The following is a 26,720-nucleotide window of genomic DNA, read 5'->3' as shown; positions in this document are numbered from 1 at the left end:
GAAATATTCATTTTTACACAAAACCCTTCCCGTGATTCCCAAACTTCCTTTTTAAAAACTTATAAACCTTTTTCCCCCAGTTTTGCTTCTCCAAAAACACCACTGGCATCTCTACGCACCTCAGCTGATTATATTCCAGCCAAACATTGAATAACCGCTCGCTCAAGAAACCATATACCCTTGCTTCATATTTGTCATAATCCGTAATATCAATCTGCTTCTCCAGCTCAAAAAGAATATCAAACAGCCATCTGCAATATTCATCAAACAGCTCCTTTTTCATCACAAACATATTAAGAATATGCAGGCTGGTGCGATTCATAACCCTGCAAAAAGCTTCATGGTACTCAGGATACTTGGCTGCCAAAATCATCTCAACAGCCTTCAAGTCCCGCTCATTATGAGCATGCGCATATTGGCTTCTTACAGTTTCAATATAATAATTCCGCTTTTTAGGCAGTATAACATCATATTTTGCTAATAAGTGTTCATAATCAGTCCTGTGCAGGATTGACTTTCGCTTCCCTGCCAGGGTGCTATGGAAGCTGCCATCTGAAAAATACCGTCTATAATGGCATAACCCCAGATATGCACACGACATATTTTTCCACGCCCAATACAGCCCTGTCAGCTCGCAATAGTTAGCATTCCTGCCGGAGATATTATCCCCTGTGTTATCTCCTATATAGCCCAGGCCTGACTTTCCTGCTCTGCCTACATGCAAGGGAACATACACATCTTCCTCAGGCATCCAATATTTCTTATGCGTCGCAACTATAATCTTTATATCCAAGATACCTAGCTCCCTCTCCACCTTTAATATTCACCTTTAATATGCACCTTTTTTATGCAGCACCGCCGAAAAAGTCTGTAACAAATATTTTAAATCCAGCCAGATAGACCAGTTCTTCACATACCACGTATCCATGGCTACCCTCTCATCATACGTGGTATCGCTGCGCCCGCTGGCCTGCCACATACCGGTAATACCAGGACGCACCATGTAATATTCCCTGATATGATTGCCATACTTTTTGACTTCTTCTCTCACGATTGGACGAGGTCCGACCAGACTCATCTCGCCTTTAAGAACATTAAAAATCTGAGGCAGTTCATCCAGACTTGTTTTACGCAAAAATGCCCCCAGCCTGGTAACCCGCGGATCGTCAGTCAGCTTGAAATTGGCTTCCCACTCTTTTCGGGCTTCCTCATTTGCTGATAAATACTGTGCCAAAACTTCATCAGCATTCTTTACCATAGTCTGAAACTTATAACACGGAAATTCCTCGCCATTTCTGCCCACACGCTTGTGGGCAAAAATAATGCCTCCGCGATTATCTATCCCCACCGCTATAGCTAAAAATAATAAAATTGGCGATATAAGCAAAGTTCCAATAGCAGTCACAGCCATATCAAAGGCAAACTTAAACACACGGTTATACCAACGCGACAGATTATTCTTGCTTTTGATAATCGTCAGCTGCTCCACAAAAAGAGTGCTAATCTCCACGCTCCCCAAAGGTGAGCCCACAAGATTCGGCGTAAATAAAATAGTATCTGTCAAGTGCTGTACACTATATAACAAGCTACGCATCCTGCCAGGCTCCAAGCCTGGGGCAGCAATTATCAACGTCCTTACGGAGGAATTTTGAAGAACCCTGGCAGTATCGCCAAAATCTCCCAGCACCTTGTATTGTTCCGGCAAATAGCTTGATATCGGATGGTCATCCAAAATTCCAACTACCTTGTAAAAGTAACAGCAGTCATGCTGCAGGCTGTTTACCAAGAGTTCGGCTGTCTTCCCCGCCCCCACCAGCAAAACCGGCTCTTTCAGAAAATCACGCCCCTGCATCCATTTTCCTGCCATGCAGCGGAACAACACCATATATACAAGGGAAAAACTGAAAAAGCAGCCTGCATAATACCTTGATATGTGCATATTATTTCTTACCAAAAAGATAAACAGCGTATACATGAGCAAGCTGAAGCAAATGCCCTTGAAAATATCCTTTGCCATTTCTAATGATGGCCGGTTGAACTTGTACCCATCACTCAAAAACATCAACAAGATAAACATTATTGGTATGTAAACATACTGATAATCCCATGGCAACACCATCATCCGGCTTGCATCTATCCTGAACATTCCCTGCAATATCAGGGCAGTTTTCTCCGCCAATACCAAGGCGATGTAATCAAACAAAATGTACAGCAGTACAATCAACCTTCTGCTATATATTGTCCCCAAACGATTTGTGGTTATTTTCAAAGCAAAACTCCCCCGTCAAAAGTACTACTGCTACAAGCAAAAGTTATCCACAATTTTTTGTCTTCGTTCACTATGATAACACATCCGCCCCCCCGAGCAAGACACGTAACGTTTTTTTTAAAAAAATGACAGTATTCTCCCTGTTTCTTTACACAAAAAATAAGTGTAGTCATCAGAGCCCACTACACTCTGACAACTACACTTTTATAAGACTAAAGAGCAGCCTAAAAAACACCTATGAAATTATTAGATAATCCCGTTACTATCTCTTGCCTGGCACCATTTTCTGCAAATATGCCTCGCTGTCTGACAACAATAGCTGCAAATCCTGCCAGTCCTGCTGGCTAAAACAAGCTTCATACAGCTCCTGCTTGTTCTCAGCTCCCCGGAACTCCTCCAGCATGTGCTGCACATAAAGCTGGCGATATTCCCTGCCAATGCGGTGCAGGGTAAACACAGCATTGGTGTATTTCTTGCTCCAATAGATTCCCTTGAACTTAACAAAATCCTTGCTGCTGGACAAAAAGCCGTAAATAAAGCCGCATTCCTCGTTGATGGCAAAAAGCTTGTCCGAGCGTACCGAGGAATCAGGATTGTCACGGCGATAATAATACCCCGGCTTGTCAATGAAAATCACCCTTTGAGCATAGCACATAAGCTGGAACCAGAAGCCGTTGTCCTGATAGGATGCCCCAGGCGTTTCATTGTGGCGGATATGATGCTCCTGCAAATAATCACGGCGGATAATGCCGCACCAGCTCATCATGGCACAGAAAAAAATATCCATATCTTCCTGAGGATTTTTTACAACATTATACACTCCATCAGGGGCGGCATGCTGATATTCCTTCTTGCCCTCGCGCCAATCGCCCGTAAAATGATAATAATCCGCCTTAGTGATTTCCGTCTGATACTTTTCAGCGGTCTCCACCAAAGTAAACAGCATATCCGCCCCCAGGGCATCATCAGCTTCCAAAATCTGGATATACTTTCCACGGGCAGCATCCATGCCGGTATTGACTGTATGGCCGTAGCCGGTATTTGCCTTGCTGATAATCCTTATCCTGTCATCCCGGTCAGCATAAGCCTGCAAAATATCTGCTGAGCCGTCTGTAGAGCCATCATCCACCGCAATAATCTCAATTTCCTTCAGTGTCTGCTCCATGGCACTTTCCAGTGCCCCTGCCAGATATTTCTCCACATTGTACACAGGAATAATCACCGACACCAGCGGGCTGTCCTTGTCATAGGTATAGTATTCCTTAAACTCTGTGAATCTGCCAGTCTTGTGCTTTTTGAGATAATCCTCCATGAGCTTGTCACCCACAGCTCCCATATACTTTGCCGCTGCCTTATAATCCCCCTGCTTTTCTGCATTTTTCCCTGCCAGATAGCATATCCTGACATTCTTGCTGACCTGCTTTTCCATGTCATACCAGGGAGAACGGCGCACAACCTGCCAGTAAGGCTCCGCTATCTGCTCATCCGCATACTCAAACCATGGCTTGCCCTCATTGAGAAAATGCCAAAAAACATTCTGGCTTTCGTCACAATGGATTTTATAATGGTTAAAGGCATCCATCAGCAGTATGGTACCGCTTTCCCATACCTTAAAATCACCCTGCAATACATGGTTGATAGCATCCTGCTCCAATATTGCATACCGTGGCTTGTTCTGCTTGAAGTCCATCAGTATTTCCTGTGTCAGGTTCATCTCCCGCCATTTTGCCACATCAATCAGCATACAGCCGGCATTCAGATAGTTTTCTGACCTGAGATTCAGCCTTTTGGCACTTCGCTGGTGATTGCCCTCGTTGACAGCCGCCATGGGATGGCCATCCAAATCCGTCTGCCACAGGCTATCCAGCTTGCTGACGCACAGCATGTCCGCATCAAGATACAGCACACGCTCCACATCATCAGGAACCACCAGCGGCACCATCAGCCTGATTAGCACCGTATTATTCAGCCTGCCGATGCCGATATTGCCCAGTGCCTCATCCATTTCCGCCAGTTCATTGGACACCTCATAGACACATATCTCCACGTTGCTATAGAGATTGCCCATTTCCTCCAGCTTTTCCACATCCTCGTCATTGATTCCCTTGGCAAAAAGATGAAATGCCACGGGATGCCCCGGATTTTTCAGCACAATGGAGGTCATGACAATTCCGGCATATTTAACGTAATTGGCATCTACGCCAAAGGCACAGTGAAATTTTTCCTGCATATCTATTACTCCCCATACAAACCGAGGCCTTCCCACGCAGAATTATCCCTAATCCTCCCATGAGAAAGCCTCCTCTGCTCTTTATCCTGTTGTTAGAAGCTCCATCTATAACCCAGATTTACGCGCCAGTTCTCTGACAGCTTATCTGCCAAAGCCGTGCGTGTCAGCTCGGCATAAAGGTTCTGCTGCGGTGCAGTCTGGAAATTGAAACCGATGCCGTACTCCATCCATGTGTCCTTAAAATCTGCCGTTGCCTTGTCATGCAAGGTCTTATAAGTCATATAGGTCGTATTCTCACCTATAAATTCCCTGAGCAACGAGCAGGTCAGATAAAAATTCCCCTTGTCTACCTTTCTGCCGAAGTTAAAACCTGCCCTGCCCACAAGGGAATCCGAGCCCTGCATGTCAATCCTGGAGCCGTTGCTCATATAGAAGGTATCGCCATCCATACGGCTATAATTCAACTCCACTTGCGGTTCTATATAATAACCGCTCTTGAGCTGCTGCCGATAGCCATACTCCAGTGAGGTATTAAGACCATTGGAGCTGGTATCACCACTATATGTCTTGCGGGTATTGTCATCAGTAGCAGTGATTTCATTGGACATGCGCCCATATTTCATGATGGCATCAATATAATGCCCCTTGTTGCCAATAAAGCTGCCATACACTCCCAGGAAATTACCATTACCGCTGCCATCAGCTCCCATACCGCTAAAATCAGCCTTGGTATGCAGATAGCTAAGACCGGCAATCACCTTGCCGTCATTTCTTTCATAAGTCCTGTCGTAACCGCCCTGAATACCCAGCATCTTGTAGTCCATGCCGCCTTCCATGTCGCCATCACCGCCATAGCTGCGGAGCCAAACGCCTTCCTCGGCAGTGTTGTCCCGCAGGTCACCCATACGCTTATGAATATCGTTGTTGGCAATACGCGACAAGAAGAAGAACACCCTCTGAGTATTGCAGACAACCTTGGTAACAGCTTCCATCTCTGCTTTCATTTCCGCCTGCTCAGCCGCCCGTATTTCTTCTTCAGTTGGGCCTATTTCAGTTTGTATGGTAGTCCATGTCTGACCATTAACACTAAGAACACCACTACCTATATCTGTGTAAGTATTTGTCTGAATTGTTGTCCATCCAAGTGCTGCATTGGCAACTCCCGGTACAAACAAAGCATACCCATCAAAGCTCGCATGCTCATCCACATTTACTTCCGGCTCCGGCATGGCAACTGCCGCCACACCCTGGGCACCTGCCACTACAGTCAGTGCCGTCATTACTTTTGCCAAAGAGCTTTTTGCTCTTTCCGGCATCATGTTTAACATATCCATTCCCCCATTATAACTATCTGTATAAAACCACAGGACAATTATACTTAAAAAATGGATACATAGTCAAACGATTTTTGTTCAAACAACTAGACAATTTGCTTTATTTTTTGTTCACGCTTACAGCTCTATCACGCCATAATGCACCTTGGAATACTTTCCCCCTGCCATCCGATGAAAACCCAGCCGGGCAAATTCGCCGCTGCCGCTGGCTTCCTTCATGACAACACGCAGCCTTGCCACACGGCAAGCTTCAGCCACAGCTTCCTCGGACAAAGGACGATGGTCAGCCACGCCACGCAGGGGGGAAATACTGCTGCTGGCAGTCAGGGGCTTTCTGAACATGGGATCAAAATACACCACATCCACGGAGTTATCCGGCTGCTGGCGAAGATAGTCCAAATAATCCTCATTGACCACATTGATGCGCCGCATGGCGGCATACAGAGGATAGTTGCCCGGCAGGAAATGCTGCAAGCCGTAGCCTGTCACCGCCGCAATCAAGGGACTGACCTCCAGGCCGGTAACGCTGCCACTCTCCCCGACGCCAAAGCTTGCCACGATAGCATCCGCCCCAAAGCCCAGGGTACAGTCCAGCACAGACATGCCTTCCTGCAAGCCCATTGCCTCTGTCATGTGGTCTTTTTCGCCTAACCGCAGGTTTTTCAGCCGCAGCTGGGACATATTGGGATGAAAGAACAGCTCCCCTGCCTCCGTATGCAGCCGCAGCTCCTTCTGCAAGGCTACCAGCACCGCATCAGCCTGATAGCGTTCCATCAGCTCTGCCACCGACTCCTTCTGCCGGGGAACCTGCTGCAGCCCCAGCCTTTTCGCCATCTCAGCCGCCAGCTCAAGGCTCTCCTTATGACATTTTCTATCCGTAGTCACTACTGCAACCATAAATACAACTTCACCACCAGACTAGATTTATTTATCGAACTTTCCTAACAATAACGAAAGACAGTATGACAATTATGTACATTTCAGCAGGAACGAAGAACGGCATGGCATGTACCATTCATAGGGCACTGAGACGCGCCTCGGTACTTAACGATACACAAGCCGCAGGCGCAGTGTGAGTTTAGTACCGCTAGGCGTGGATAGTAGCGCGAGCGTGCCCAAGAATGGTACAGCCATGCCGTTCGCGATATCATTGCGTGATATTATTACGCATATTCAAAATCCTGTCCTCTTAAACATCTTCGCCAGCTCATCGGTGCTGAATTTAATAATTGTCGGCCGTCCATGAGGGCAGGTATAAGGCATTGCCGTATCATTAAGCTCTGCCAGCAAAATCTCCATCTGCCGGAAATTCAGCTTGAACCCGGCCTTGATGGCTGCCTTGCAGGAAGCAGTGGCAATAGCTGCCTGGCGAAGCTCCGCTGCCGATGGCTTGTGCAGCTCCTCCAAAGATGCCAGTATTTCCCGGATAAAATCCTCCGCTTCCCCGGAGGGCACATCCGCAGGCACTTCCGTCAGCCGGAACTGGTTCGGCCCCGCAGGCTCCAGCCCGAAGCCCAGCTCCTTCAGCATAGCCAGATTATTTTCGATAATCTCCGCTTCATGGCTGCTGAAATCCAGCATCAGGTGCACCAAAAGCTGCTGCACAGGAATCTCTCCTGCCCGTGCCGAAAACCTGTCAAACAAAATGCGCTCATGAGCGGCGTGCTGGTCCACAATATACAGCCCATCTGCATCCTGGGCAATAATATATGTATTGTCCACCTGCCCGATAGGCACCATCCGGCAGGATTGTTCCCTGTCATTTTCCACAGGCATAGGCTCAGGCACAGACACAGACTCAGGTACATGCTTCATCTCAGGCACAGGCACAGATACCATCTCATGCACCGTTTCAGCCTCAGCCTCAGGCACAAACACCGGCTGAGGCTCAGGCTCAGGAGGCTCAGCAGTTTTGGGCACTTCCATCCTGGCTGCCGCCTCACGCCATTGCATAGCCGCCTGCCTCCGTTCCTCATACACAGGCACATACCTGGCAGGAGCCGCCGAAGCACGTTCCACATCCTTTGCCTCCAGCAAAATTTCCTGCATTCCATGAGCCACATGCCTGTCTATCTCCGCCTGCTCCACCCCGGCAGCCATATTCCCCAGCTGTCCCAGCTGCCGCACCTCATCCTTTGGCCTGATGGCATCCAGCACAGCCTTGTAGACAGCCTTGAACACCCGGCTCTCATCCTCAAACTTCATCTCGCTTTTCTGAGGATGCACATTCACATCAACAGTATTCTGAGGCACCTGAATATTCAGTGCCACCAGGGGATAGCCGGTCTTGGGTATCAAAGCATGGTAGGCATTATCAATTGCCCTGGCAATAGCCCGATTGGCAATAATCCTGCCGTTGACAATAAAGGTCTGCCAGCTGCGGCTGCTCCTGATAGCTGACGGCTTGGTAACAAAGCCCGAAAGCCTGATATCCTCGTCCTCAAATTCCAGCGGCAGCAGGGCACTCCCCACCGTACCGCCATAAATGCTTTGCAGGGTATCCTTCAAATCACCATTGCCCGGGGTAGACACCGCCATCTTATTATTATTTATCAGCTTAAAGGCAATCTGCGGATTGGAAATCGCCAGCTTGACGATAAACTCATTGATTTTGCCGCCCTCGGTATTGTTGGTCTTCAAAAACTTTTTCCGGGCAGGGGTATTGAAAAACAAATCCTCCACCCGGATGGTGGTGCCGATGCCACAGCCTGTTTCCCCAATCTCCGGCAGGCTGCCGCCGCTGATTTTAATCTCCGTCCCCAGCTCGTCACCGGCCTGACGGGTAGTCAGGGTAAAACGTGACACAGAGGCAATGCTGGGCAGTGCCTCTCCCCTAAAGCCCAGTGTACCGATGGTCAGCAGATCATCCACCTTCACAATCTTGCTGGTGGCATGGCGGAGGATAGCCAGCTCCGCATCCTGACGGCTCATGCCGATGCCGTTGTCCGACACCCGCATAAAGCTGGTGCCGCCGGCGGCAATCTCCACCTCGATGCGGTCAGCATGGGCATCAATGGCATTTTCCACCAGCTCCTTGATAACGGAAGCCGGACGCTCCACCACCTCACCGGCAGCAATCTTGTTAATGGTATTGTCATCCAGCACATGCACAAAGCTCATCCCAGGCCAGCCTCCTTTTTCGCCTGCTGCTGCAAGCGGTACAGCTCATTCATTGCCTCCAGCGGCGTCATGGTCATCACATCCAGCTTCAGCAAATCATCACTGAGGCTGCTGGCAAACAGGGAGCCCATATCAGCACTTTCCTTAACAGGCTTAACAGGCTTAACAGTTTTTGCAGGCTTAACATTCTCAGCACTACCTGCTCCCATATCTCTTACAGCTCTCACATCAGGCGCAGCCTCCGCCATCTGCGGCGCAGCTGCCCCTTTTTCCAGGGTTGCCAGAATCTTTTCCGCCCTGCCTGTCACAGCCTTGGGCAGGCCTGCCAGCCTTGCCACATGGATGCCGTAGGACTTATCCGCCGCCCCGGCAATAATCCGCCGCAAGAAGGTAATATCCCTGCCCTTTTCCTTGACAGCAATACAGAAATTCCTGATTTTGTCATCCTCCAAATCCGTCAGCTCATGGTAGTGGGTGGCAAACAAGGTCTTGGCATGCACCTTCTCCCTGATGTGCTCAATCACCGCCCGGGCAATGCTCATGCCGTCAAAGGTGCTGGTTCCCCTGCCTATCTCATCCAAAATCACCAGGCTGTCACTGGTGGCATACTTCAAAATCTGCGCCACCTCGTTCATCTCCACCATAAAGGTGCTCTGGCCGCTGACCAGATCATCACTGGCACCGATACGGGTAAAAATCCTGTCCACCGGCGCAATCACCGCCTCCCGTGCGGGGATAAAGCTGCCAATCTGCGCCATCAGCACCAGCAGCGCCGTCTGCCGCATATAGGTGGACTTGCCTGCCATATTTGGCCCGGTGATCAGCATAATCTCGCATTCATCATGGTTCAGCCTGGTGTCGTTAGGCACAAACAAATCCCGCTGGAGAATCCTCTCCACCAGAGGATGCCTGCCATCCTTGATGTCGAGCTGTCCGTTATTGGCCAGCCGTGGCCGCACATAGTTGTAGCTGGCTGCCGCCTCCGCCAGCCCCGTCAGCACATCCAGCCGGGCAATCTCCCGGGCCGTAGCCTGAATATCCCCCAGCTTTTCCTTGATGGCATCCCGGATTTCCACAAAGAGGTTATACTCAATAGAAACAATCTTCTCCTGGGCTCCCAGGATTTTCGTCTCAAACTCCTTCAATTCCTCTGTGATATACCGCTCTGCATTGGCAAGAGTCTGCTTGCGGACATAATGAGGCGGCACCTTGTCCGCACCGCTGTTGCGCACCTCGATATAGTAGCCGAAAACCTTGTTGTAGCCGATTTTCAAGAAGCGGATGCCGGTCTTTTCCTTCTCCTGCTCCTCCATCTGCTGCAAAAGCTGCCTGCTGTCACGGGAAATCAGCCGGTACTGGTCCAGTTCCTCGTTGTAACCGTCACGGATAATCCCCCCGTCACGGATGGTCAGCCCCGGCTCATCCACGATAGCACGCTGCAGCAAGTCCACAAAATCCTCATAGAGATGGATGCCCTCCCGGCACTTCTGCAAAAGCCTTGACTTCGCCCCGGTCAGGGCGGCATGAATACCCGGCAGTGCCATAAAAGAGGTACGCAGTGCCGCCAGATCCCTGGCATTGGCACTGCCCACCTCAATGCGGGTTAAAAGCCGCTCAAAATCATAGATGCTCTTGCAGGCTGCCTGCAGCTGCTGCCGCATGAGAAAATCCCCTGCCAGCTCCTCCACGCTGTCCAGCCGCTGATTAATTTTGCCAATATTCATCAGGGGATATTCCAGCCACTTCTTCAAAAGCCTTGTGCCCATAGCCGTATGGGTAAAATCCAGCACATCCAGCAGGGTATCCTTCTTGCCGCCGTCCCGGAGGTTCCTGGTAATCTCCAGATTGCGCAGGGTGCAGGTATCCACCACCAGATTTTCCGAATAATCCAGCCGGGTCAGCTGGGAAAGGTGAGTCAAATCCGTCCGCACCGTATCATGGAGATACCCCAAAAGGGTAGCCACCGCCACCTCCGCCAGGGGCTCTGCCGGGCGGTTATTCACATCAAAATGCTGCACCAGCAGCTCCTGCACATTCTTTACCGGCACCTCAATATCCGTAAAGAGGCAACTTGCCATCCTGAGGGAGACAAACTCCTCCAGATCCTGACGGCAGGACAGCTCCCCCAGCACCAAAAGCTCCGGCATCATGATGCGGTACAGCTCATCATACAGCCCCTGCTGGCGGTCAGCCCCCTTGTAGATGCAGTAAAAGCACTCACCGGTGGAAATATCCGCCCCTGCCAGCACCAGCTGGCTCTCCTGTTCATACACCAGGGCGATATAATTATTCTGGGCAGATTTCAGCACGCTTTCCTCCAGGATGGTGCCGGGGGTGACTACCTTCACCACCTCACGCTTGGTCAGCCCCTTGGCCTTGGGGTCACCAATCTGCTCGGCAATCGCCACCCGGTAGCCCTTGGTAACCAGCTTGCCCAGATAATTGTCCACGGCATGATAAGGGATGCCGCACATGGGATTTTTGGCCACGTCCCCGCTGCGGCTGGTCAAAGTAAGCCCCAGTTCCTTGGACACAATCTCCGCATCCTTAAAGAACATCTCATAAAAGTCCCCCAAACGGAAGAACAAAATCTCCTTGGGATGAGCCTCTTTGATTTCCATATACTGCTGCTGCATCGGGGTAAGTTCCATTAGTGCCAATCTCCTTTAATCAATGCCAATCTCCCTTAATCTAGTTCGCCTTTAACTCAGGGGCAAATCTCCCTCAAGCCAGTTCTCCCTTGAGCAGCCAGGTCTGGGCTGTGTGTATCTTCACCTGCACCAAATCCCCCGGCTTTTCGCTGCCAGAGTGCTTCCAGAGCACAATCTTGTTGGTATCGGTACGTCCCGTCCAGACCGTATCATCCGTCTGGCTTGGACCTTCCACCATGACCTCAACTGTCTTGCCTGTCAGCTGCTGATTGATTTCCAGGCTGATGCTGTTCTGCAGCTCCATCAGCCTGTTCAGCCGCTCATGCTTGCAGCGGTCATCCACCTGATTTTCCATCTCCGCCGCCGGGGTGCCGGAACGCTTGGAGTAAATAAAGGTATATGCCTGGTCATAGCGTATCTCAGCCAAAAACTCCATCAGCTGCTGGAAGTCCTCCTCGGTTTCCCCCGGAAAGCCTACAATCAGGTCGGTAGTCAGGCTGGCCTCCGGCACAGCCGCCCTTATCTTCCTCACCAGCTCCCGATAGCCCTCCACCGTATATACCCGGTTCATGGCCTTGAGAATCCTGTTGCTGCCGTACTGCACAGGCAGATGGAAATGCTTGCAGATATGGCGGCTGTTCTTGATGACCTCAATCACCTCGTCACTTAAATCCTTGGGATGGGAGGTCATATAGCGAATCCTTTCTATGCCCTCCACCTTGTCCACCATAGCCAGAAGCTCCGCAAAGCTGGCCTTGCCGTGGTCCTTGCCGTAGGAATTCACATTCTGGCCAAGCAAGGTAATCTCCTTGAAGCCCTGGGCTGCCGCTTCCTGTACCTCTTTCACTATATCCTCCGGCAGGCGGCTCCGCTCCCTGCCCCTTACATAAGGCACGATGCAGTAGGTGCAGAAATTATTGCAGCCGTACATGATAGGAATCCAGGCTGACAGGGCAGTCTTCCTGTGGATTGCCACATCTTCCGGCATTTCGCTTTCCCTGATTTCCGTGTCCACCACATGCTTGACGCTGGCAGCCTCCAGCTTCTGCACGGTGCTGACAACCTCGTGAATCTTGTTGGTGCCCAGCACAAAATCAATATGAGGCGCCCTCTTAATGAGCTTTTCCCCTTCCTTCTGAGCCATGCAGCCGGTGATGCCCAGCAGCAAATCAGGATTTTTCCGCTTCAGGCCCTTGATTTCGCCAATCTTGCCATACACCTTGTCCTCTGCCGTCTCCCGCACACAGCAGGTATTAATCATGATGAGGTCAGCCTGCTCCATGCTTTCCGTCGGCTCATAGCCGATTTTTGCCAGCTCCCCTTCCATGCGCTCCGCATCGCTGAAATTCATCTGGCAGCCATAGGTTAAAAATTTTACATATTTTTTGTTTTCTGACACCTTTTCTATCATCCTTTTAATATTTTTCCATAGATTTCACTCATTTATTGACTCTTAATTTTAACAAAAAAAGTCGGAAATGTCCATAACCACCATAAACGCCATAAACGCCATAAACGCCATAAATTCATAAATTCGTAAAAATTTCTTTATACCGGCTGTAATCATCATCGCCTTTTTGCGTATAAGATACAAAAGTGAGGCAAATTGAGGAAAATCTCCTTGGCAGCAAGCAAAAAGCAGGAATTTCACAAAATTTGTCGAATATAGTCGAATATAATCGCATGTAAATGTCTACAGGGCGAACAGCAAATGAAAATAAGAAATGAGGAATGCAGAATGAAAATGAATATGAAGAAATTATTAGTTTTTATCTCCGCCCTTGCCATGAGCATCATGCTGCTGGCAGGTGTGTGCAGTGCCGCCGCCAGCCAGGGCAGCAACGGCAAGGACAAGGTAGCCATCCTGCTGATGGGCAGCAACGACTTCAAGTCCACCCAGTATTTCACCATGATTGAAAACCACTTTTTAAAGAATAATCCTCATGCCAGCCAGATTGTCCTGGGTACCGACATTCAGAGCAAATACCAGGAATACTGGCTGGACAAGGGCTTCCTGGAGGAACAGCAGCCAACCAAGGATGACCTGCTGGCCATGCCGGAATACCTTGGCGTTGACAAGGTGCTGGTGCTGATTGTCAAGGACCCGGTAGTGGAAAAGCATTTTGCCTTTACCCTCATGGAGTCCGGCGAAAAATCCCGTGCCTCCATCCAGATTAACGCTTTCCTGATTGACAAAGAAAAAATCCTCAAGAGCAAGGTTTCCAACAACGAAGATGATTCCTTCTCCAGCGACCTGCGTGCCAAGCGGGGTGCCTTCAAGAAGTGCATGAAGGAGCTGAGTGCCGAGATGCTGCCACTTTTCTAAGCAGTACCGCACGCTAAAAAAACATCTGCAATAATATTAAACGGGCTGTTCCTATAAGATGGGAGCAGCCCGTTTTTTATCGATCAACTATGATAACTATTAACTATTGATTTTTGTATTTATCCCATGCCCCGGTATAATCGTCAATGCCGAATTTCTCAGGGGCAAAGACAGGGTCCCGCCCGGCTTTTTTCTGCTGTTCATAGTCCCTGAGAATTGCCACCGCCTTAGGCGCCATCAGGATAATGGCAATGATATTTGCCCAGCCCAGAAGGCCGTAGCCAATATCGCCCAAAGCCCATATAGCATCCGCATTCACCAGGCAGCCAAAGAAGGAAGCCAGCACGAAGATAATCCGCACGGTATTCAGTGCCAGCTTGTTGCGCTTGAACAGGTAGCGGATATTTGCCTCCGCCTGATAGCAGTAGCCGGTCAGGGAGGTAAACACGAACAGCACGATAATCACCGCCAGCACCTTGCCGCTCCATGCCCCGAAGGTATTCATCAAAGCGTACTGGGCCCACTTGATGCCGGACTCAATATCACCGATGCTGCTGAACAGCAATCCCCCCTGCCCGTCTGATACATTGTAGGTGCCGGTCAGCATGATAATCAAGGCCGTAGCCGTGCCAATCAGCAGGGTGTCCACGTATATGGAGCAGGCCTGTATCAACCCCTGCTTGGCAGGATGTGAGGTCTCAGCCGCTGCCGACACGATGGCACCGCAGCCCATGCCTGCCTCGTTGGAGTAAATGCCCCGCTTGACGCCCCAGGAAACAGCCGAACCGATAATCCCGGCAAACAGCGGCTCAGCACCTATGGCAGAGGTGACAATCATCTGCAGCATCCCCGGAATCTTGTCAAAATTCATGCCCAGGATAATGACTGCAAAGCCCATGTAAATCAGGCACATAAAAGGCGTCAGGATTTCTGCCACCTTGGAAATGCGCTTGATGCTGCCGAAGATAATAAAAGCCAGCAGGGCACAGCAGATAAAGCCCACGATGGTGCGATCCACCGCAAAGGCTTCCTCAAAAACCAGCACAAGAGAGTTTATCTGCACTCCCGGCAGCAAAAGCCCCGGCCCCATCACCGCCAGCACCGCAAAAAGCCTGGCATAATTTTTGCACTTCAGGCCATGCTCCAGATAATAGGCAGGGCCTCCCATGAACACGCCGCTGGAATTCTTTATCTTGTAGGCCTGTCCCAGCACCGACTCCGTAAAGGCGGAAGCCGCCCCGATAAAGGTAATCATCCACATCCAGAAGATAGAGCCGGGGCCGCCGATAAAAATGGCCGTGGCCACACCGGCAATATTGCCCATGCCAACCCTTGCCCCTACCGTGGTGGCAAAGGACTGAAAGGAGGAAATGCCATGCTCGCTTTTCTTGTCGCCAAAGAGCAGCCGCACCATCTCCCCAATCAGCCGCACCTGGGGAAATCCCAGGCGGACAGACAGGTACAGCCCTGCTCCCAGGCAGAGGCTGACCAGTGCCATGCTCCAAATCAAAGCATCCAGCTCATTCACCAGAACTGAAAAATTTTCCATACAATAACAACCCCTAACACATTTCTTTAAATTATCACGCTACCCAAAATGCCAATATGCAAATATAAATCCATATACAAGCGCAGTGAACATATTTTATAGCCTTTGCGCACGACCGTCAAACCCGTCCACTGCACAAATACTTTAAAATTCCAGTTCCACACCCGACAGACAAAAAATAATCAAAAGCCAAAAAATCTCCCACAAAAAAAGCGGTCAGAGAAACGTCCCCTGCACCGTTTTTTTGCAGTTTTTTAAGTTTTTTCTATTATCTTTATTAATGCTGCCACGAATTTATTACATCACTACATAAACAGCCAGACTGCTGCACCATATTACCGGCTAATTGCCTGCATGGCTATTTTTCCTGCATGGCTGACCTGACATTGCTCAAAACCCCCAGATGCACCTCCATCGGCAGGTTATCCACCGTTTCCTCCGGCTTCTTCGTGCAGCCGTCCACGCTGCCTGCCAGCACCATCTCATGCAGCATGCCCCGCTCCATATCGTCGGAGGGCAGCAGGCTGATGCCGTACATTCTGGACAGCAGGGCGCTGACGCCCCAGCCCCACCAGTTGGAAACACCGCTGATGAGGGCAATGTCCGCCACCTCCCTGGCGCAGATAGCCTCCCCGTGAGGGACATACTTTTCGATGGTCTCCGCCAGGGCACCCATGCCGATTTCGTTACCACCATCACCGATAGAGATAGTAGTTATCCCCCGTTCCCGGGCGGCCTCAATAATGCTGGAAGCATCCACGAACATGGCATCAATAATGCCCCCCCGCATGTTGTGATAATGCCCGTCCCGTGCCTTGCCTGGACGCTCAATAGTCAGCACATGGCTAGGTTTAATGGCATCCAGCTGGGCGGCAATAAACTCATCCGCCTCATACTTAGGCAGCATGAGAGGACGGCATTTGCAGCCACGCCTGGTCACTGCCGCATTCACCACCCAGTAGGCTTCCTCATCCGTCAGCAGCCACACAGGCACGCCTATGGACTCAAAGGCAAAGGCAAGATTGGCAGCCCCCAGGGGGCCATCCGTCTCCCCGGTAAAATTGTGGAGCCCCAGCCGCACCGGAAAGCCCGTCAGGATAACCACGCCGGTAATCTCCTGCAACGCCTCCTGCAGCCTGTCCAACGGGTTGGCAGGTGCATTGGCTAAAAGCCCCCTGTTGCCCGGATCATATCGCATTGCCTCATCTAATTTCTTAAAAAAGCCCACAGCAAACACACCTCACAATTCAATCCATTCACACAATACAATTGTAATATAATTTACTACTTTATTTAATTATTTTATTTTTTCTTCTGCTCCAAAAAATCATTGACTGCATCATTTTTCATGTTGGTAATAAACATATGCCCAGGTGCATGGGTAATCACCAGCGGCAGCTTCGCATGCTCAATCACCGACTGTGGCGTAACGCCACAGCCCCAGAAAACAGGAATCTCCCCAGGCAGTATATCCACCGGGTCACCGTAGTCCGGCTTCATCAAGTCCGTAATCCCCAGTTTCTCAGGCTCCCCGATATTCACAGGCGCACCATGCACGTTGGGGAAACGCCCCGTAATCTCATTAGCCCTGCCTGCATCCTCCGGCGTCATCGGCCGCATGCTGACCACCAGCTCCCCCTTGAAAGGCCCGGCAGGCTCAGTCATCACCTTGGTGCGGAACATAGGCACATTGCGCCCCATGGAAATGTGCCGCACATCTATACCGGCCTCCATCAATGCTTCCTCAAAGGAAAAGCTGCAGCCAATCAAAAACACTGCCATATCATCCTGCCAGTAAGGCGTAGCATCCGTCACTTCCTTTACCAGCACGCCATTTTCAAAGATGCGGTACTTGGGAATATCCGTCAGGATATCTGCCCCCTTGCCCATATCCTGCACATATCTGCTGCCATGCATAACCTCCAAAAGAGGGCATGGCTTGGGATTCTGCCGGGCAAACTGCTCAAAGTCCCCGGCGTATTTTTCAGGCATAATCACCAGATTTGCCTGGGCATAACCGTTGCACATGCCGGATGTCTGCCCGGTGATTTCACCGCTCCTGATTTTCAGCCATACATCCTCCGGCCTCGCATTGCTATAATCTGCCATGAAAATCACTCCTGCCTTATAGTCATATAGAGCCTGCCATCATATCATCTTTCTAGTCACATCAGGCTCATATTCACATCTGCCTAATAGCCACATCAAAAGCTTCGCCATTTATCGTCAGCCTGAACTGTTTTGCCACTGCACCGGGCACCGCCAGTACAGCCTGTTCCTTCATCTGATTGATAACCTCTACCATAGCCTCATGCTGCTGCCGCAAAAGCTGCTGTGCCTCCTGCACGGAAATCAGCCTGAACTGCAGCCTGTCCCCGGGCATGGACTGAGCCAGAAGGGGCAAATCCACCGTTGCCACCGTAGCCAGCTTCGGATACCCACCTGTGGTCTGATGGTCTGCCAGCATAATAATAGGCTGGCCGTCCGGGGGAATCTGAATTGAGCCGAAGGCTATGCCATCCGTAATCAAATCCTGCTGCTTTGCCTTTTCCACCGCCGGCCCCTGCAGCCTGTAGCCCATGCGGTCAGAATTATTTGATACTGTATAGGCAGCTTCTGCAAAGGCAGCAATGGACTGCCGGGAAAAATAATCCTCCTGGGGCCCCAATATCACCCGTATCTGCCTGCTTGAGCCACCGTCAGCACCTGACACAATGCCTCTCTTTGCCATTGCATCCACATAGCTTGACGGCAGTTTCCGAAGCCCTGCTTTGCCTGACAAGGCCTTTGCCGCATACGCCCCCGGAGCTCCCACCGGCAGCACATCACCTGCTGCCAGCTTGCGCCCATGATAGCCACCCAGCCCCAGCTTGAGATTAGTGGACCTGCTGCCCAGCGCCCTGTCTGTGGCAAATCCCCCTGACACGGCAATATACGCCCGAAGGCCTGATTTTTGCGCCGCCACCTTCAGCCGCTGCCCTGCCTTGACAGCTATCGCCCTATAGGGCTGCACAGGCATACCACCCAGTTGCACATCAGGCATGCCTCCGGCAACAGCTGCCAGCGCATCCTGCCCAAATTCCAGCTCAGGCCCCAGATAGGTCGCCTCCAGCAGGGCAGCATCCTCAGAAAGCTCATCGTTGCCTACCAGGGCATTGGCCAGCAGGGCGGCAGTCCTGTCCATTACCCCTGAGACCTGCACGCCGCTGGCCTGATAGCCATACCTGCCCTCATCCTGCACCGTAGTCAGCATGCCGCCATTTATCACCATGATACCTGCCATCGTCTCACCCACCGAAATTCCACAAAAAACATTCATCAAAACTCATTGACGTACATTAATGCTCACTAACACATAAAAATATCCGCCAAAATTCACCAACACTATTCACTATCATTGGCTATCGCCTTGTATTCAGCCTCAGAAATCGGCTTGAATTTCACATAGCTGCCAGCTGACAGCAGCACGGGATTTTCACTTGCCGCATCATATAGCTTCAAAGGCGTGCGGCCAATAATCTGCCAGCCCCCCGGTGACTCCACGGAATAAATCCCCGTCTGCCCTCCGGCAATGCCCACGCTGCCGGCGGCAATCTTCAGCCGTGGCGACTTCTTCCGAGGCGTAGCCAGCCTTTCATCCATACCGCCCAGATAGGGGAAACCGGCCACAAACCCCAGCATATACACAGGGTACTCGGGGGCAGCATGCAGCCGGATGACTTCCTCTGCCGTCATGCCGTGTTGCGTTGCCACCTCATCCAGGTCAGGGCCGTACTCGCCACCGTACACCACGGGGATTTCCACGACCTGCCTTTCCCCTGCATCCGCCAGCTTCATGCTGCCAATGACAGCCGAGAGCTTCTCCACCAGCTCATCATAGCCCAGCACCAGCGGATTGTACACGATCATCAGGGCACAATATGTAGGAACCGTCTCCACAATTCCCTCAAGCTCCCCTTCTGCCGCTGCCATTTCCACACAGCTCTGCAGTGCCATGACCTTGCGATTGATTTCAATATTTATTTCCTGCCCGAACTCCACGGAAACCGCGCTGTCACCCAGCACCAGAAAGCGCACCCCGGCAGGAACAGCTGACTCTGCCAAGCATGTCACCCCATTTCCTCTTTATCTCAAACACTATTTACCTCAAACAACAGCCTGCGCAATATTGCAGTTATAGCACTTTATGGCATCGCACCATATTATATCGCATTGCGCCTTGCCACCTCATATTCCGCCTTATTGTGCCTGAAAGTTTTGCACGGCAATCCCTTCTGCCGCCAGTGAAGCACGGATTTTCTTCACCAGCTCAATAGCCGCTCCATTGTCCCCGTGCACGCAGATACTGTCTGCCTTGATATCTATGGTCTTGCCATTAATGCTGACCACCTTGTTTTCCTTGGCCATTTTTACTGCCCTTGCCGCAGCCTCGTCCCCATCGTGGATAACTGCGCCCAGAATCTTGCGGTTTACCAGGGAGCCATCGTCATTGTAGGCCCGGTCAGCAAAGACCTCGCTGATGACGGGCAGCCCTGCCTTCTCCGCTTCCTCTAGCATCACGGAACCGGCCAGCCCCATGAGATAAATCCCCGTATCCACGCTGGCCACCGCCTCGGCAATGCCCCTTGCCAGCTTTGCATCCTTGGCTGCCATGTTGTACAGTGCCCCGTGGGGCTTTACATGCTGCAGCTTCAGGCCGTGGCTTTTGGCAAAAGCCATCAACGCTCCCAGCTGGTATTTCACATAGGCACCGGCCTCCTCCGGCGTCACCGTCATAGGCCGCCGCCCGAAGCCCAGCAAGTCAGGAAAACCGGGATGAGCTCCCACAGCCACGCCATATTTTGCTGCCAGTGCCATGGTCTTTTCCATAATCAGCGGGTCACCGGCATGATAGCCGCATGCCACATTAATAGATGTAACATGAGGCACCACCGCCTCATCCATGCCCATGGTATAGGCACCGAAGCTCTCCCCCAAATCGCAGTTCAAATCCACACAGCTAAAATTTACACAGCTCATGATTTTCCTCCAAAATTTATGAAGTTTATCAAAAATATATTCATTTATTTTTTTGTATACATTGTGAAAAACTTTGCCCGAAAAAACAACAAAGGGCCATCAACTGACAGAAAGCTATTCATATCAGCTGATTGGCCCATTCCAATCCAAAATATTTACTTTTTAGTCCAGCAGGGTTGCCTTGCCGGTATAGTCAAGATACTCCTGAATGACTTCCTTCTCAATGCGGTGCAATGTCTCAGGGTCCTTGCCGCCGACCTTCCTGCCCTCAATCTCACAGGCATGCTGGCACATCCTGGAAGAAGCGGTCACGATAACCTCGTCTGCATCATACATCTCCTCCAGGCTGAAAGGACGCTCCATTACAGTGATGCCCAGCCTGCGGCATGCCTCAATCATGTGGGTCTTGGCAATGCCCCGGAGAATAAACTGGTCATCAGGATGAGCAATCAGCATGCCATCCTTCAAAATCTGGATGTTGCTGTGGCAGCACTCGGTCACAAGGCCGTCACGATGCAGCACGCACTCGTCGGCACCGGCACGGACAGCCAGCTCAGTGCCCATAACAGCAGGCAGCAGGTTCAGCGTCTTGGCATTGCCATGCTGGAAGCGAGTATCAGGACGGACGATCAGCTTCAGCTCTTCATTCGGATCGCCAGCCTTGGACGGCTTAATCCACACCCACAGCTTGCCCGGCATGTCATTGCCATAAGCATGGTTACGAGATGCCACGCCACGGGTTACCTGCCAATAGACGAAATGGGTTTCCCCCTCCACCTGGCGCAACAGGTCGGTGAGCAGCTCACCCAGCTCCCGCTTGCCCATAGGAATCTTGATATCGAAATAATTGGCACTGGTATAGAACCTGTCCAGATGGTCTTCCAGCAGGTACACCACATGATTGCCGCCGATAGTGGCATCATAAACGCCATCGCCAAAGAAATGTGAACGGTCATTGAATGGAATCATCACCTCGTCAGGGGTACCAATCTTTCCATCGTAGTAAGCTAATTCTTTAAACATACAATCACCTCATAAGCAAAATTCTAAGGCATATCTGTTTTTCACAGTTACTACTATAACATACTGTAGACGATTTGGCTATATTTTTTCTTTATTTTCGCTATGTATACAAAATATTTCTAAATTGGCTATGCAGTGCCTTTTCAGCAGCTGTGAAAGCTCCCCATAACCCGGTTGTCGTACCTTGTTACCTGCCAATAGGCTTGACAAGCCGCGCCATATCCTCTATATTGACTTTAGCACTGCCACAAGTGCTGCAAGTACTGTAAAAACAGAAAAGGAGTGCTATTTATGAATTCACACACAAAGCTTTTACGCATGGTCTTCATGGGCATGATGATAGCCCTGGGCGTTGTCATTTCCCCTATTCTCAGGGTGGAGGGCATGTGCCCTATGGCTCATCTCATCAACATCACCTGCGCTGTCATGCTGGGACCTCTGGAAGCCTTTATCTGCGCCTTCCTCATCGGCATCATCCGCATGGCCTTGATGGGCATACCGCCTCTGGCACTGACAGGTGCCATCTTCGGCGCCGCCCTGTCCGGCATCCTTTACCGCGCCAGCAAGGGAAAGATTGCCTTTGCCTGCCTGGGGGAAATCATCGGTACCGGCATCATCGGCGCCATCGTCTCCTATCCTGTCATGGCACTGCTCTGGGGGCGCAGCGGCCTCACCTGGATGTTCTATGTGCCGTCCTTTATTGCCGGAACCCTCATCGGCGGCTCCATCGCCTTTATCCTGCTGACAGTGCTGCAGAAAAACGGCGCCCTGAAAAATATCCAGCAAAAGTTAGGAGTAAATATACATGGACGGCTCAAATAAGGACAGAAATGTAAGCAGGCTGACGGAGGCAATCCCCCTGCTGCTGGGCTATATCCGGCAGCAGGCACCCCTCATTCACTGCATAACCAACCCCATCTCCATCAATGACTGCGCCAACATCCTGCTGGCAATCGGTGCCCGTCCCATCATGGCCGAGCACCCAAAGGAGGTGGCTGAAATAACTGCCATAGCCAAAGCATTGGCACTGAACCTGGGCAATATCACCGATGCCCGCATGGAGTCCATGCGGATTGCCAGCCAGGCGGCACACCGGCTGCACATTCCGGCCGTCATCGACCTGGTGGGCATCGCCTGCAGCAGCCTGCGCCTTGACTACGCCCGTAAGCTGATCAGCCAATATCCCCCGGCCATCATCAAGGGAAATATCTCGGAGCTGCGCACCCTGCTGGGGCTGCCGGTTACCCCCGGCATGGGTGTAGAGGCAGGTGCCAGGGAAATGGCCACAGCCGAGAATGCACCTGAGTACATCAGACTGTTCAAGGAAAAAGCCAGGGAGTACCATACTACTCTCCTGGCTACGGGGCCTATGGACCTGGTGGTGTCGGAGCATGCCGCCTGCACCATACAGAACGGTACGGAGGCACTGGCTTCCATTACCGGCACCGGCTGCATGACCAACGTGCTGGCAGGTGCCTGCCTGGCTGCCGCCAGCCACACGAATAGAACAGACCTTGAGGCGGCCATGCTGTCCTGCCTGCTTCTGGGTATTGCCGCCGAGAAAATCCATCACATCTATACGGAAAAAGGCCCCGGCAGCTTCCACCTGCACCTGATGGACAGCATTCACAGCCTCACCCCGGAGGACTTGACCGCAGCTGCCAAAATAACTCAGTATTAATCCATAAAAATAAGCACAGCTGCCAGAGTTAATTACTCTCCGACAGCTGCACTTTTATAGCACTAAAGAGATGCCTCATTTCATACAGCTCATGCGGTACGCAATAAGGCATCTCTTTTCTATTGTCCCAAAAATACATTGCGTAATACATTGATTGGCAGATGAACAGACAACCATTGCACAAAAATATTCCCAGCCTCTCCACTACTGTATTGACAGAAGCACTTTCTGCTATTATAATATTCATAACATATTTACCAAATATGTATTATATGCTTTATCGTATCAGCTATAGTTTACAGGAAGGAAGATGTTTATGAAAGATTTTACTATTGAGGTTCATGGCTGTAGGCAGGCAGACTATACCGGCGCCTTGAGCCAGCCGATTTATCAGTCTGCCACCTTCAGGCATCCAGGCTTTCAGCAGAGTACAGGTTATGACTATAGCCGCTGCGGCAACCCTACCCGGGACAACCTGGAGGAAACCATCGCCGCCCTGGAAAAGGGCCAAAAGGCATGGGCCTTCAGCTCCGGCATGGCTGCCATCAATACAGTGTTCCAGCTGTTCAAGCCGGGAGACCACATCCTGCTGACGGAGGATTTGTACGGCGGCACTGTCCGCCTGGGAGAAATTTTCGCCAAGTACGGCATTGAGTTTGAATACATCGACACCACCAATTTAGAGCTTGTGCAGCGCAGCCTCCGCCCTGCCACCAGGGCAATTTTCATCGAAACACCTTCCAATCCTATGATGCTGATTACTGATATAAAGGCGTTGGCTGAACTGGCACATATCCATGCTGCCCTGCTGGTCGTTGATAATACCTTCCTGACACCTCATTTTCAGAAACCCCTGACACTGGGGGCGGATATCGTGGTGCACAGCGGCACCATGATTTCCTTCAAGGTCAGGGATAGCGACCTCGCCAGGAGCATTCTGGGCAAGGTGAAGCTGATTGCCTTTGCGGAAAGCCTGGGGGGCGTAGAAAGCCTGATTACCTACCCTCTCTACCAGACACACGAATGCATGCCAAAATACCTGCTGGAGCGCACCGGGCTGGATGACAGGCTGCTGCGCCTGTCCGTAGGCATTGAGGCAACGGAGGATTTGATTGCCGATTTGCAGCAGGCATTCCAGTAAAATCGAGTATACATTTATATCTGTAAAACTGGAAAATCCTGTAAATCTCATTAAGCTTTATTTCATAAAATAATCTTTATTCCATAAAATCTCAATCAGCTGCAAGGAGGAATTGCCATGAGCCTGAGTGAAACAAAAAATAATCTAAATAGCACACAAACAGATTTTGTTGAATTACTCCCTCCTAACGCCTAGGCGTTTGAGGAGGGAGATTCCCACTTCTACGAGAACAGCCTTCTGCCTTGGCAAAAGGACTTACACACTCTCCGTGGGCGTTAATTTCCGTAATTCCTACGGTATTTTTACGCTTTGAAGCTTATGCAGATATTATTTCTTTTGCTTTAGCCAGAATATTCCTGGCTGCATTCACATCTCTATCGTGATGATGACCGCATACCGGACAATCCCATGCACGAATAGCAAGATTTTTTGTATCTTTATTCTGATAGCCGCATTTACAGCAAGTTTGAGAACTTGGGTAGAATCTAGGAACCCTTACCACTCTGCAACCATGGGGCACTGCCTTGTATTCAAGCATCCTGAAAAACTCCGACCATGATATATCAGAAATGGCTTGTGCCAATTGATGGTTTTTCAGCATATTCCTGACCTGCAAGTCCTCTATACCGATCAGTTGGTTTTCCTTGACCAGTTTAGTGGAGACTTTGTTCAGATGATCCTTGCGGATATTTGCTATCTTTTCGTGTATCCTGGCAACGATTATTCTCTGCTTATTGCGATTATTACTGCCTTTGACCTTGCGAGAAAGCTTTCGCTGCTCCCTTGCCAGTTTTTTACTGTATTTCTTCAAGGTTTTCGGATTAGCAGCAACATCACCATTAGAATCGGAGTAGAAATCCTTAATGCCCACATCTATACCTATTTCTCCGCCATTATTAGGAAAAATTTCTACTTCTTCCTCAACACACAGGGAAACAAAATACTTGCCTGTAGCCTTGCGTGACACAGTGACATTCAAAATTCTGCCTGTGAAATTCCTGGAAAGCTTTATTTTTACCAGGCCTATTTTAGGAAGCTTCAGCTTGCCATTCTTGATTGCAATATTGTTATTAACGCACTGGGAACGATAGCTGAGACAATGATTGTGCTTTGATTTATATCTCGGATAGCCTGCTTTTTTGGCAAAAAAGTTTTTGAACCCCTTATCCAAATCCTTTAACGCCTGCTGCAGCGAGGTACTATCCACCATATTCAGCCATACATAGTCCGGCTCACATTTTAACTCGGTCAGCATTTTGCTGGTCTGCTTGTAAGTCACGCTTGTTTTTGAATTTGTCCATGCTTCTTTACGGATATTCAAAAACCTGTTATACACAAACCTGGCGCATCCCAGTGTCTGATTGATTAGCTGTTGCTGTTGTTTAGTGGGATATATTCGATACTGATAGCCTTTTTGCTGTAACACATCGTTCACCTCCTGTCACTTACTATTATATCACCACTATGTTCTATTGTCCACCTCAATTACTTGCGTAAATTCGGTGGACGTGGCATTCATCTCCCGCCTATAGAGGCAGGGAGTCTTCTGCCACATTAAGATAAAAATGCATATGAAAAAGGTACTGTCATGTCCCATTCCCCAGTGGGGAAGCACCATAACAGTACCTTTTATTTTTCTGAAATTATTGTATCTGGTTCTCAGCTCACGGCAAAACCTTCATATCGGCAAAAGGCCAGAATACCACCATTGCCTTGCCCTTGATTAAATCAAAAGGCACAAAGCCTACATCCGGGAAGCGGCTGTCCTCTGAGTTATTGCGGTTATCCCCCATCACAAAGATATGCCCCTCCGGGATAGTAACCTTCGGATAATCCCCCCGGCATTTGCTGAGAATATAATTCTCAGTCTGCAGCTCATCATTGACAAACACGTTGCCATCCTTGATTTCGATAGTATCTCCCGGCACGGCAATCACACGCTTGATAAAATCACGGCTCTGATCCTTCGGATACTTGAAAATCAGGATTTCCCCCTTCTCCGGCGCACGGAGATGGTAGATAAACCTATTTACAATCAGCCGCTGCTGATTTTCCAGGGTAGGCCGCATAGAAGGGCCATCCACCAGATACGGCTCCACGATAAAATTGCGAATAATCATTGCCAGCACCACGGCAATTACAATGGATATTACCCAATCCTTGATTTCTTCCCCTAAATTATCCATACCAACACCTCTGCATTCTCTCTTGCTGTGCTGCTGTCACATCAGCACAATGCTGTAATATAGTAATAACATATAATAATATATACTGACATAACAACATGATAATACCACAATATAATATCACAATACCACAATACTATCAGCTATTTTTCAGAAACTGCCTGTAACGAAAAATAGAGGCTGACCAAAAA

General features: G+C 50.1%; 21 protein-coding genes. 4 read left to right on the top strand and 17 right to left on the bottom strand.

Features of this window, described 5'->3' with window-relative positions:
• Positions 1-13: 13 nt before the first annotated feature.
• From FYJ84_RS00910 to miaB, 8 genes are all read right to left on the bottom strand, one after another.
• Complete coding sequence (locus tag FYJ84_RS00910) at positions 14-793, bottom strand: DUF4422 domain-containing protein (RefSeq protein ID WP_154405177.1); 780 nt, start codon at positions 791-793, stop codon at positions 14-16.
• Between the two features lie 36 nt (positions 794-829).
• Positions 830-2,269: an undecaprenyl-phosphate galactose phosphotransferase WbaP gene (wbaP, locus tag FYJ84_RS00905; protein ID WP_235901290.1), complete on the bottom strand. Its 1,440-nt coding sequence runs from the start codon at positions 2,267-2,269 to the stop codon at positions 830-832.
• Between the two features lie 262 nt (positions 2,270-2,531).
• Positions 2,532-4,499 carry a glycosyltransferase gene (locus FYJ84_RS00900; RefSeq protein ID WP_154405175.1) on the bottom strand — a complete coding sequence of 656 codons (1,968 nt, stop codon included), beginning with the start codon at positions 4,497-4,499 and terminating at the stop codon, positions 2,532-2,534.
• Between the two features lie 92 nt (positions 4,500-4,591).
• A complete protein-coding gene (locus tag FYJ84_RS00895; RefSeq protein WP_205764028.1) occupies positions 4,592-5,827 on the bottom strand; it encodes an autotransporter outer membrane beta-barrel domain-containing protein in 1,236 nt (411 codons plus the stop codon).
• 123 nt (positions 5,828-5,950) lie between these two features.
• Positions 5,951-6,730 carry a class I SAM-dependent methyltransferase gene (locus FYJ84_RS00890; RefSeq protein ID WP_154405171.1) on the bottom strand — a complete coding sequence of 260 codons (780 nt, stop codon included), beginning with the start codon at positions 6,728-6,730 and terminating at the stop codon, positions 5,951-5,953.
• Positions 6,731-7,006: 276 nt separating this feature from the next.
• Positions 7,007-8,953 carry a DNA mismatch repair endonuclease MutL gene (gene mutL, locus FYJ84_RS00885; RefSeq protein WP_154405169.1) on the bottom strand — a complete coding sequence of 649 codons (1,947 nt, stop codon included), beginning with the start codon at positions 8,951-8,953 and terminating at the stop codon, positions 7,007-7,009.
• Positions 8,950-11,604 (bottom strand): DNA mismatch repair protein MutS, encoded by a 2,655-nt coding sequence (gene mutS / locus FYJ84_RS00880; RefSeq protein WP_154405167.1) that lies wholly within the window; start codon positions 11,602-11,604, stop codon positions 8,950-8,952. Before mutS ends, mutL begins: the two co-directional genes overlap by 4 nt.
• A gap of 73 nt (positions 11,605-11,677) precedes the next feature.
• Positions 11,678-13,015 carry a tRNA (N6-isopentenyl adenosine(37)-C2)-methylthiotransferase MiaB gene (gene miaB / locus FYJ84_RS00875; RefSeq protein ID WP_154405165.1) on the bottom strand — a complete coding sequence of 446 codons (1,338 nt, stop codon included), beginning with the start codon at positions 13,013-13,015 and terminating at the stop codon, positions 11,678-11,680.
• A 327-nt stretch (positions 13,016-13,342) separates the two neighbouring features.
• Between miaB and FYJ84_RS00870 the strand changes: the two genes are divergently transcribed.
• Positions 13,343-13,930, top strand: coding sequence for a hypothetical protein (locus FYJ84_RS00870; RefSeq protein WP_154405163.1), 588 nt, complete (start codon positions 13,343-13,345; stop codon positions 13,928-13,930).
• A gap of 103 nt (positions 13,931-14,033) precedes the next feature.
• Here FYJ84_RS00870 and FYJ84_RS00865 read toward each other — a convergent pair whose 3' ends face one another.
• From FYJ84_RS00865 to FYJ84_RS00835, 7 genes are all read right to left on the bottom strand, one after another.
• Positions 14,034-15,479 carry an alanine/glycine:cation symporter family protein gene (locus FYJ84_RS00865; RefSeq protein WP_154405161.1) on the bottom strand — a complete coding sequence of 482 codons (1,446 nt, stop codon included), beginning with the start codon at positions 15,477-15,479 and terminating at the stop codon, positions 14,034-14,036.
• Between the two features lie 358 nt (positions 15,480-15,837).
• On the bottom strand, positions 15,838-16,707 hold the full coding sequence (locus FYJ84_RS00860) for a DUF4392 domain-containing protein (protein ID WP_205764027.1): 870 nt from the start codon (positions 16,705-16,707) through the stop codon (positions 15,838-15,840).
• Between the two features lie 74 nt (positions 16,708-16,781).
• The gene (locus tag FYJ84_RS00855) at positions 16,782-17,588 is read right to left on the bottom strand and encodes a putative hydro-lyase (protein WP_154405159.1); all 807 of its coding nucleotides are present in this window, start codon (positions 17,586-17,588) and stop codon (positions 16,782-16,784) included.
• Between the two features lie 73 nt (positions 17,589-17,661).
• Positions 17,662-18,762, bottom strand: coding sequence for a 5-oxoprolinase subunit C family protein (locus FYJ84_RS00850; RefSeq protein WP_205764026.1), 1,101 nt, complete (start codon positions 18,760-18,762; stop codon positions 17,662-17,664).
• Positions 18,763-18,863: 101 nt separating this feature from the next.
• Positions 18,864-19,592 (bottom strand): 5-oxoprolinase subunit PxpB, encoded by a 729-nt coding sequence (gene pxpB, locus FYJ84_RS00845; protein WP_328596300.1) that lies wholly within the window; start codon positions 19,590-19,592, stop codon positions 18,864-18,866.
• Between the two features lie 126 nt (positions 19,593-19,718).
• Positions 19,719-20,498 carry a LamB/YcsF family protein gene (locus FYJ84_RS00840; protein WP_154405155.1) on the bottom strand — a complete coding sequence of 260 codons (780 nt, stop codon included), beginning with the start codon at positions 20,496-20,498 and terminating at the stop codon, positions 19,719-19,721.
• A gap of 162 nt (positions 20,499-20,660) precedes the next feature.
• Positions 20,661-21,521: an aminotransferase class IV gene (locus FYJ84_RS00835; protein ID WP_154405153.1), complete on the bottom strand. Its 861-nt coding sequence runs from the start codon at positions 21,519-21,521 to the stop codon at positions 20,661-20,663.
• A gap of 291 nt (positions 21,522-21,812) precedes the next feature.
• Here FYJ84_RS00835 and thiW point away from each other — a divergent pair, with 291 nt between their 5' ends.
• The 3 genes from thiW to FYJ84_RS00820 all read left to right on the top strand — a co-directional run bounded on the left by thiW (position 21,813) and on the right by FYJ84_RS00820 (position 24,343).
• The gene (gene thiW, locus FYJ84_RS00830; RefSeq protein WP_154405151.1) at positions 21,813-22,343 is read left to right on the top strand and encodes an energy coupling factor transporter S component ThiW; all 531 of its coding nucleotides are present in this window, start codon (positions 21,813-21,815) and stop codon (positions 22,341-22,343) included.
• Positions 22,327-23,202, top strand: a complete 876-nt coding sequence (gene thiM, locus FYJ84_RS00825; protein ID WP_154405149.1) for a hydroxyethylthiazole kinase — start codon at positions 22,327-22,329, stop codon at positions 23,200-23,202. Before thiW ends, thiM begins: the two co-directional genes overlap by 17 nt.
• Positions 23,203-23,518: 316 nt before the next feature.
• Positions 23,519-24,343: a trans-sulfuration enzyme family protein gene (locus tag FYJ84_RS00820; RefSeq protein WP_154405147.1), complete on the top strand. Its 825-nt coding sequence runs from the start codon at positions 23,519-23,521 to the stop codon at positions 24,341-24,343.
• A 316-nt stretch (positions 24,344-24,659) separates the two neighbouring features.
• Here the strand turns inward: FYJ84_RS00820 and tnpB are convergent, their stop codons facing one another.
• Positions 24,660-25,769 (bottom strand): IS200/IS605 family element RNA-guided endonuclease TnpB, encoded by a 1,110-nt coding sequence (tnpB, locus tag FYJ84_RS00815; protein ID WP_328596299.1) that lies wholly within the window; start codon positions 25,767-25,769, stop codon positions 24,660-24,662.
• A 238-nt stretch (positions 25,770-26,007) separates the two neighbouring features.
• Positions 26,008-26,529 carry a signal peptidase I gene (lepB, locus tag FYJ84_RS00810; protein ID WP_154405145.1) on the bottom strand — a complete coding sequence of 174 codons (522 nt, stop codon included), beginning with the start codon at positions 26,527-26,529 and terminating at the stop codon, positions 26,008-26,010.
• Positions 26,530-26,720: the final 191 nt, after the last annotated feature.

Source organism: Anaerovibrio slackiae (assembly GCF_009695585.1).
GTDB classification, from domain to species: Bacteria; Bacillota; Negativicutes; order Selenomonadales; family Selenomonadaceae; genus Anaerovibrio; species Anaerovibrio slackiae.
The sequence above is the reverse complement of the archived record's forward strand: the minus strand, read 5'-3'. Positions and strand labels throughout refer to the sequence as shown.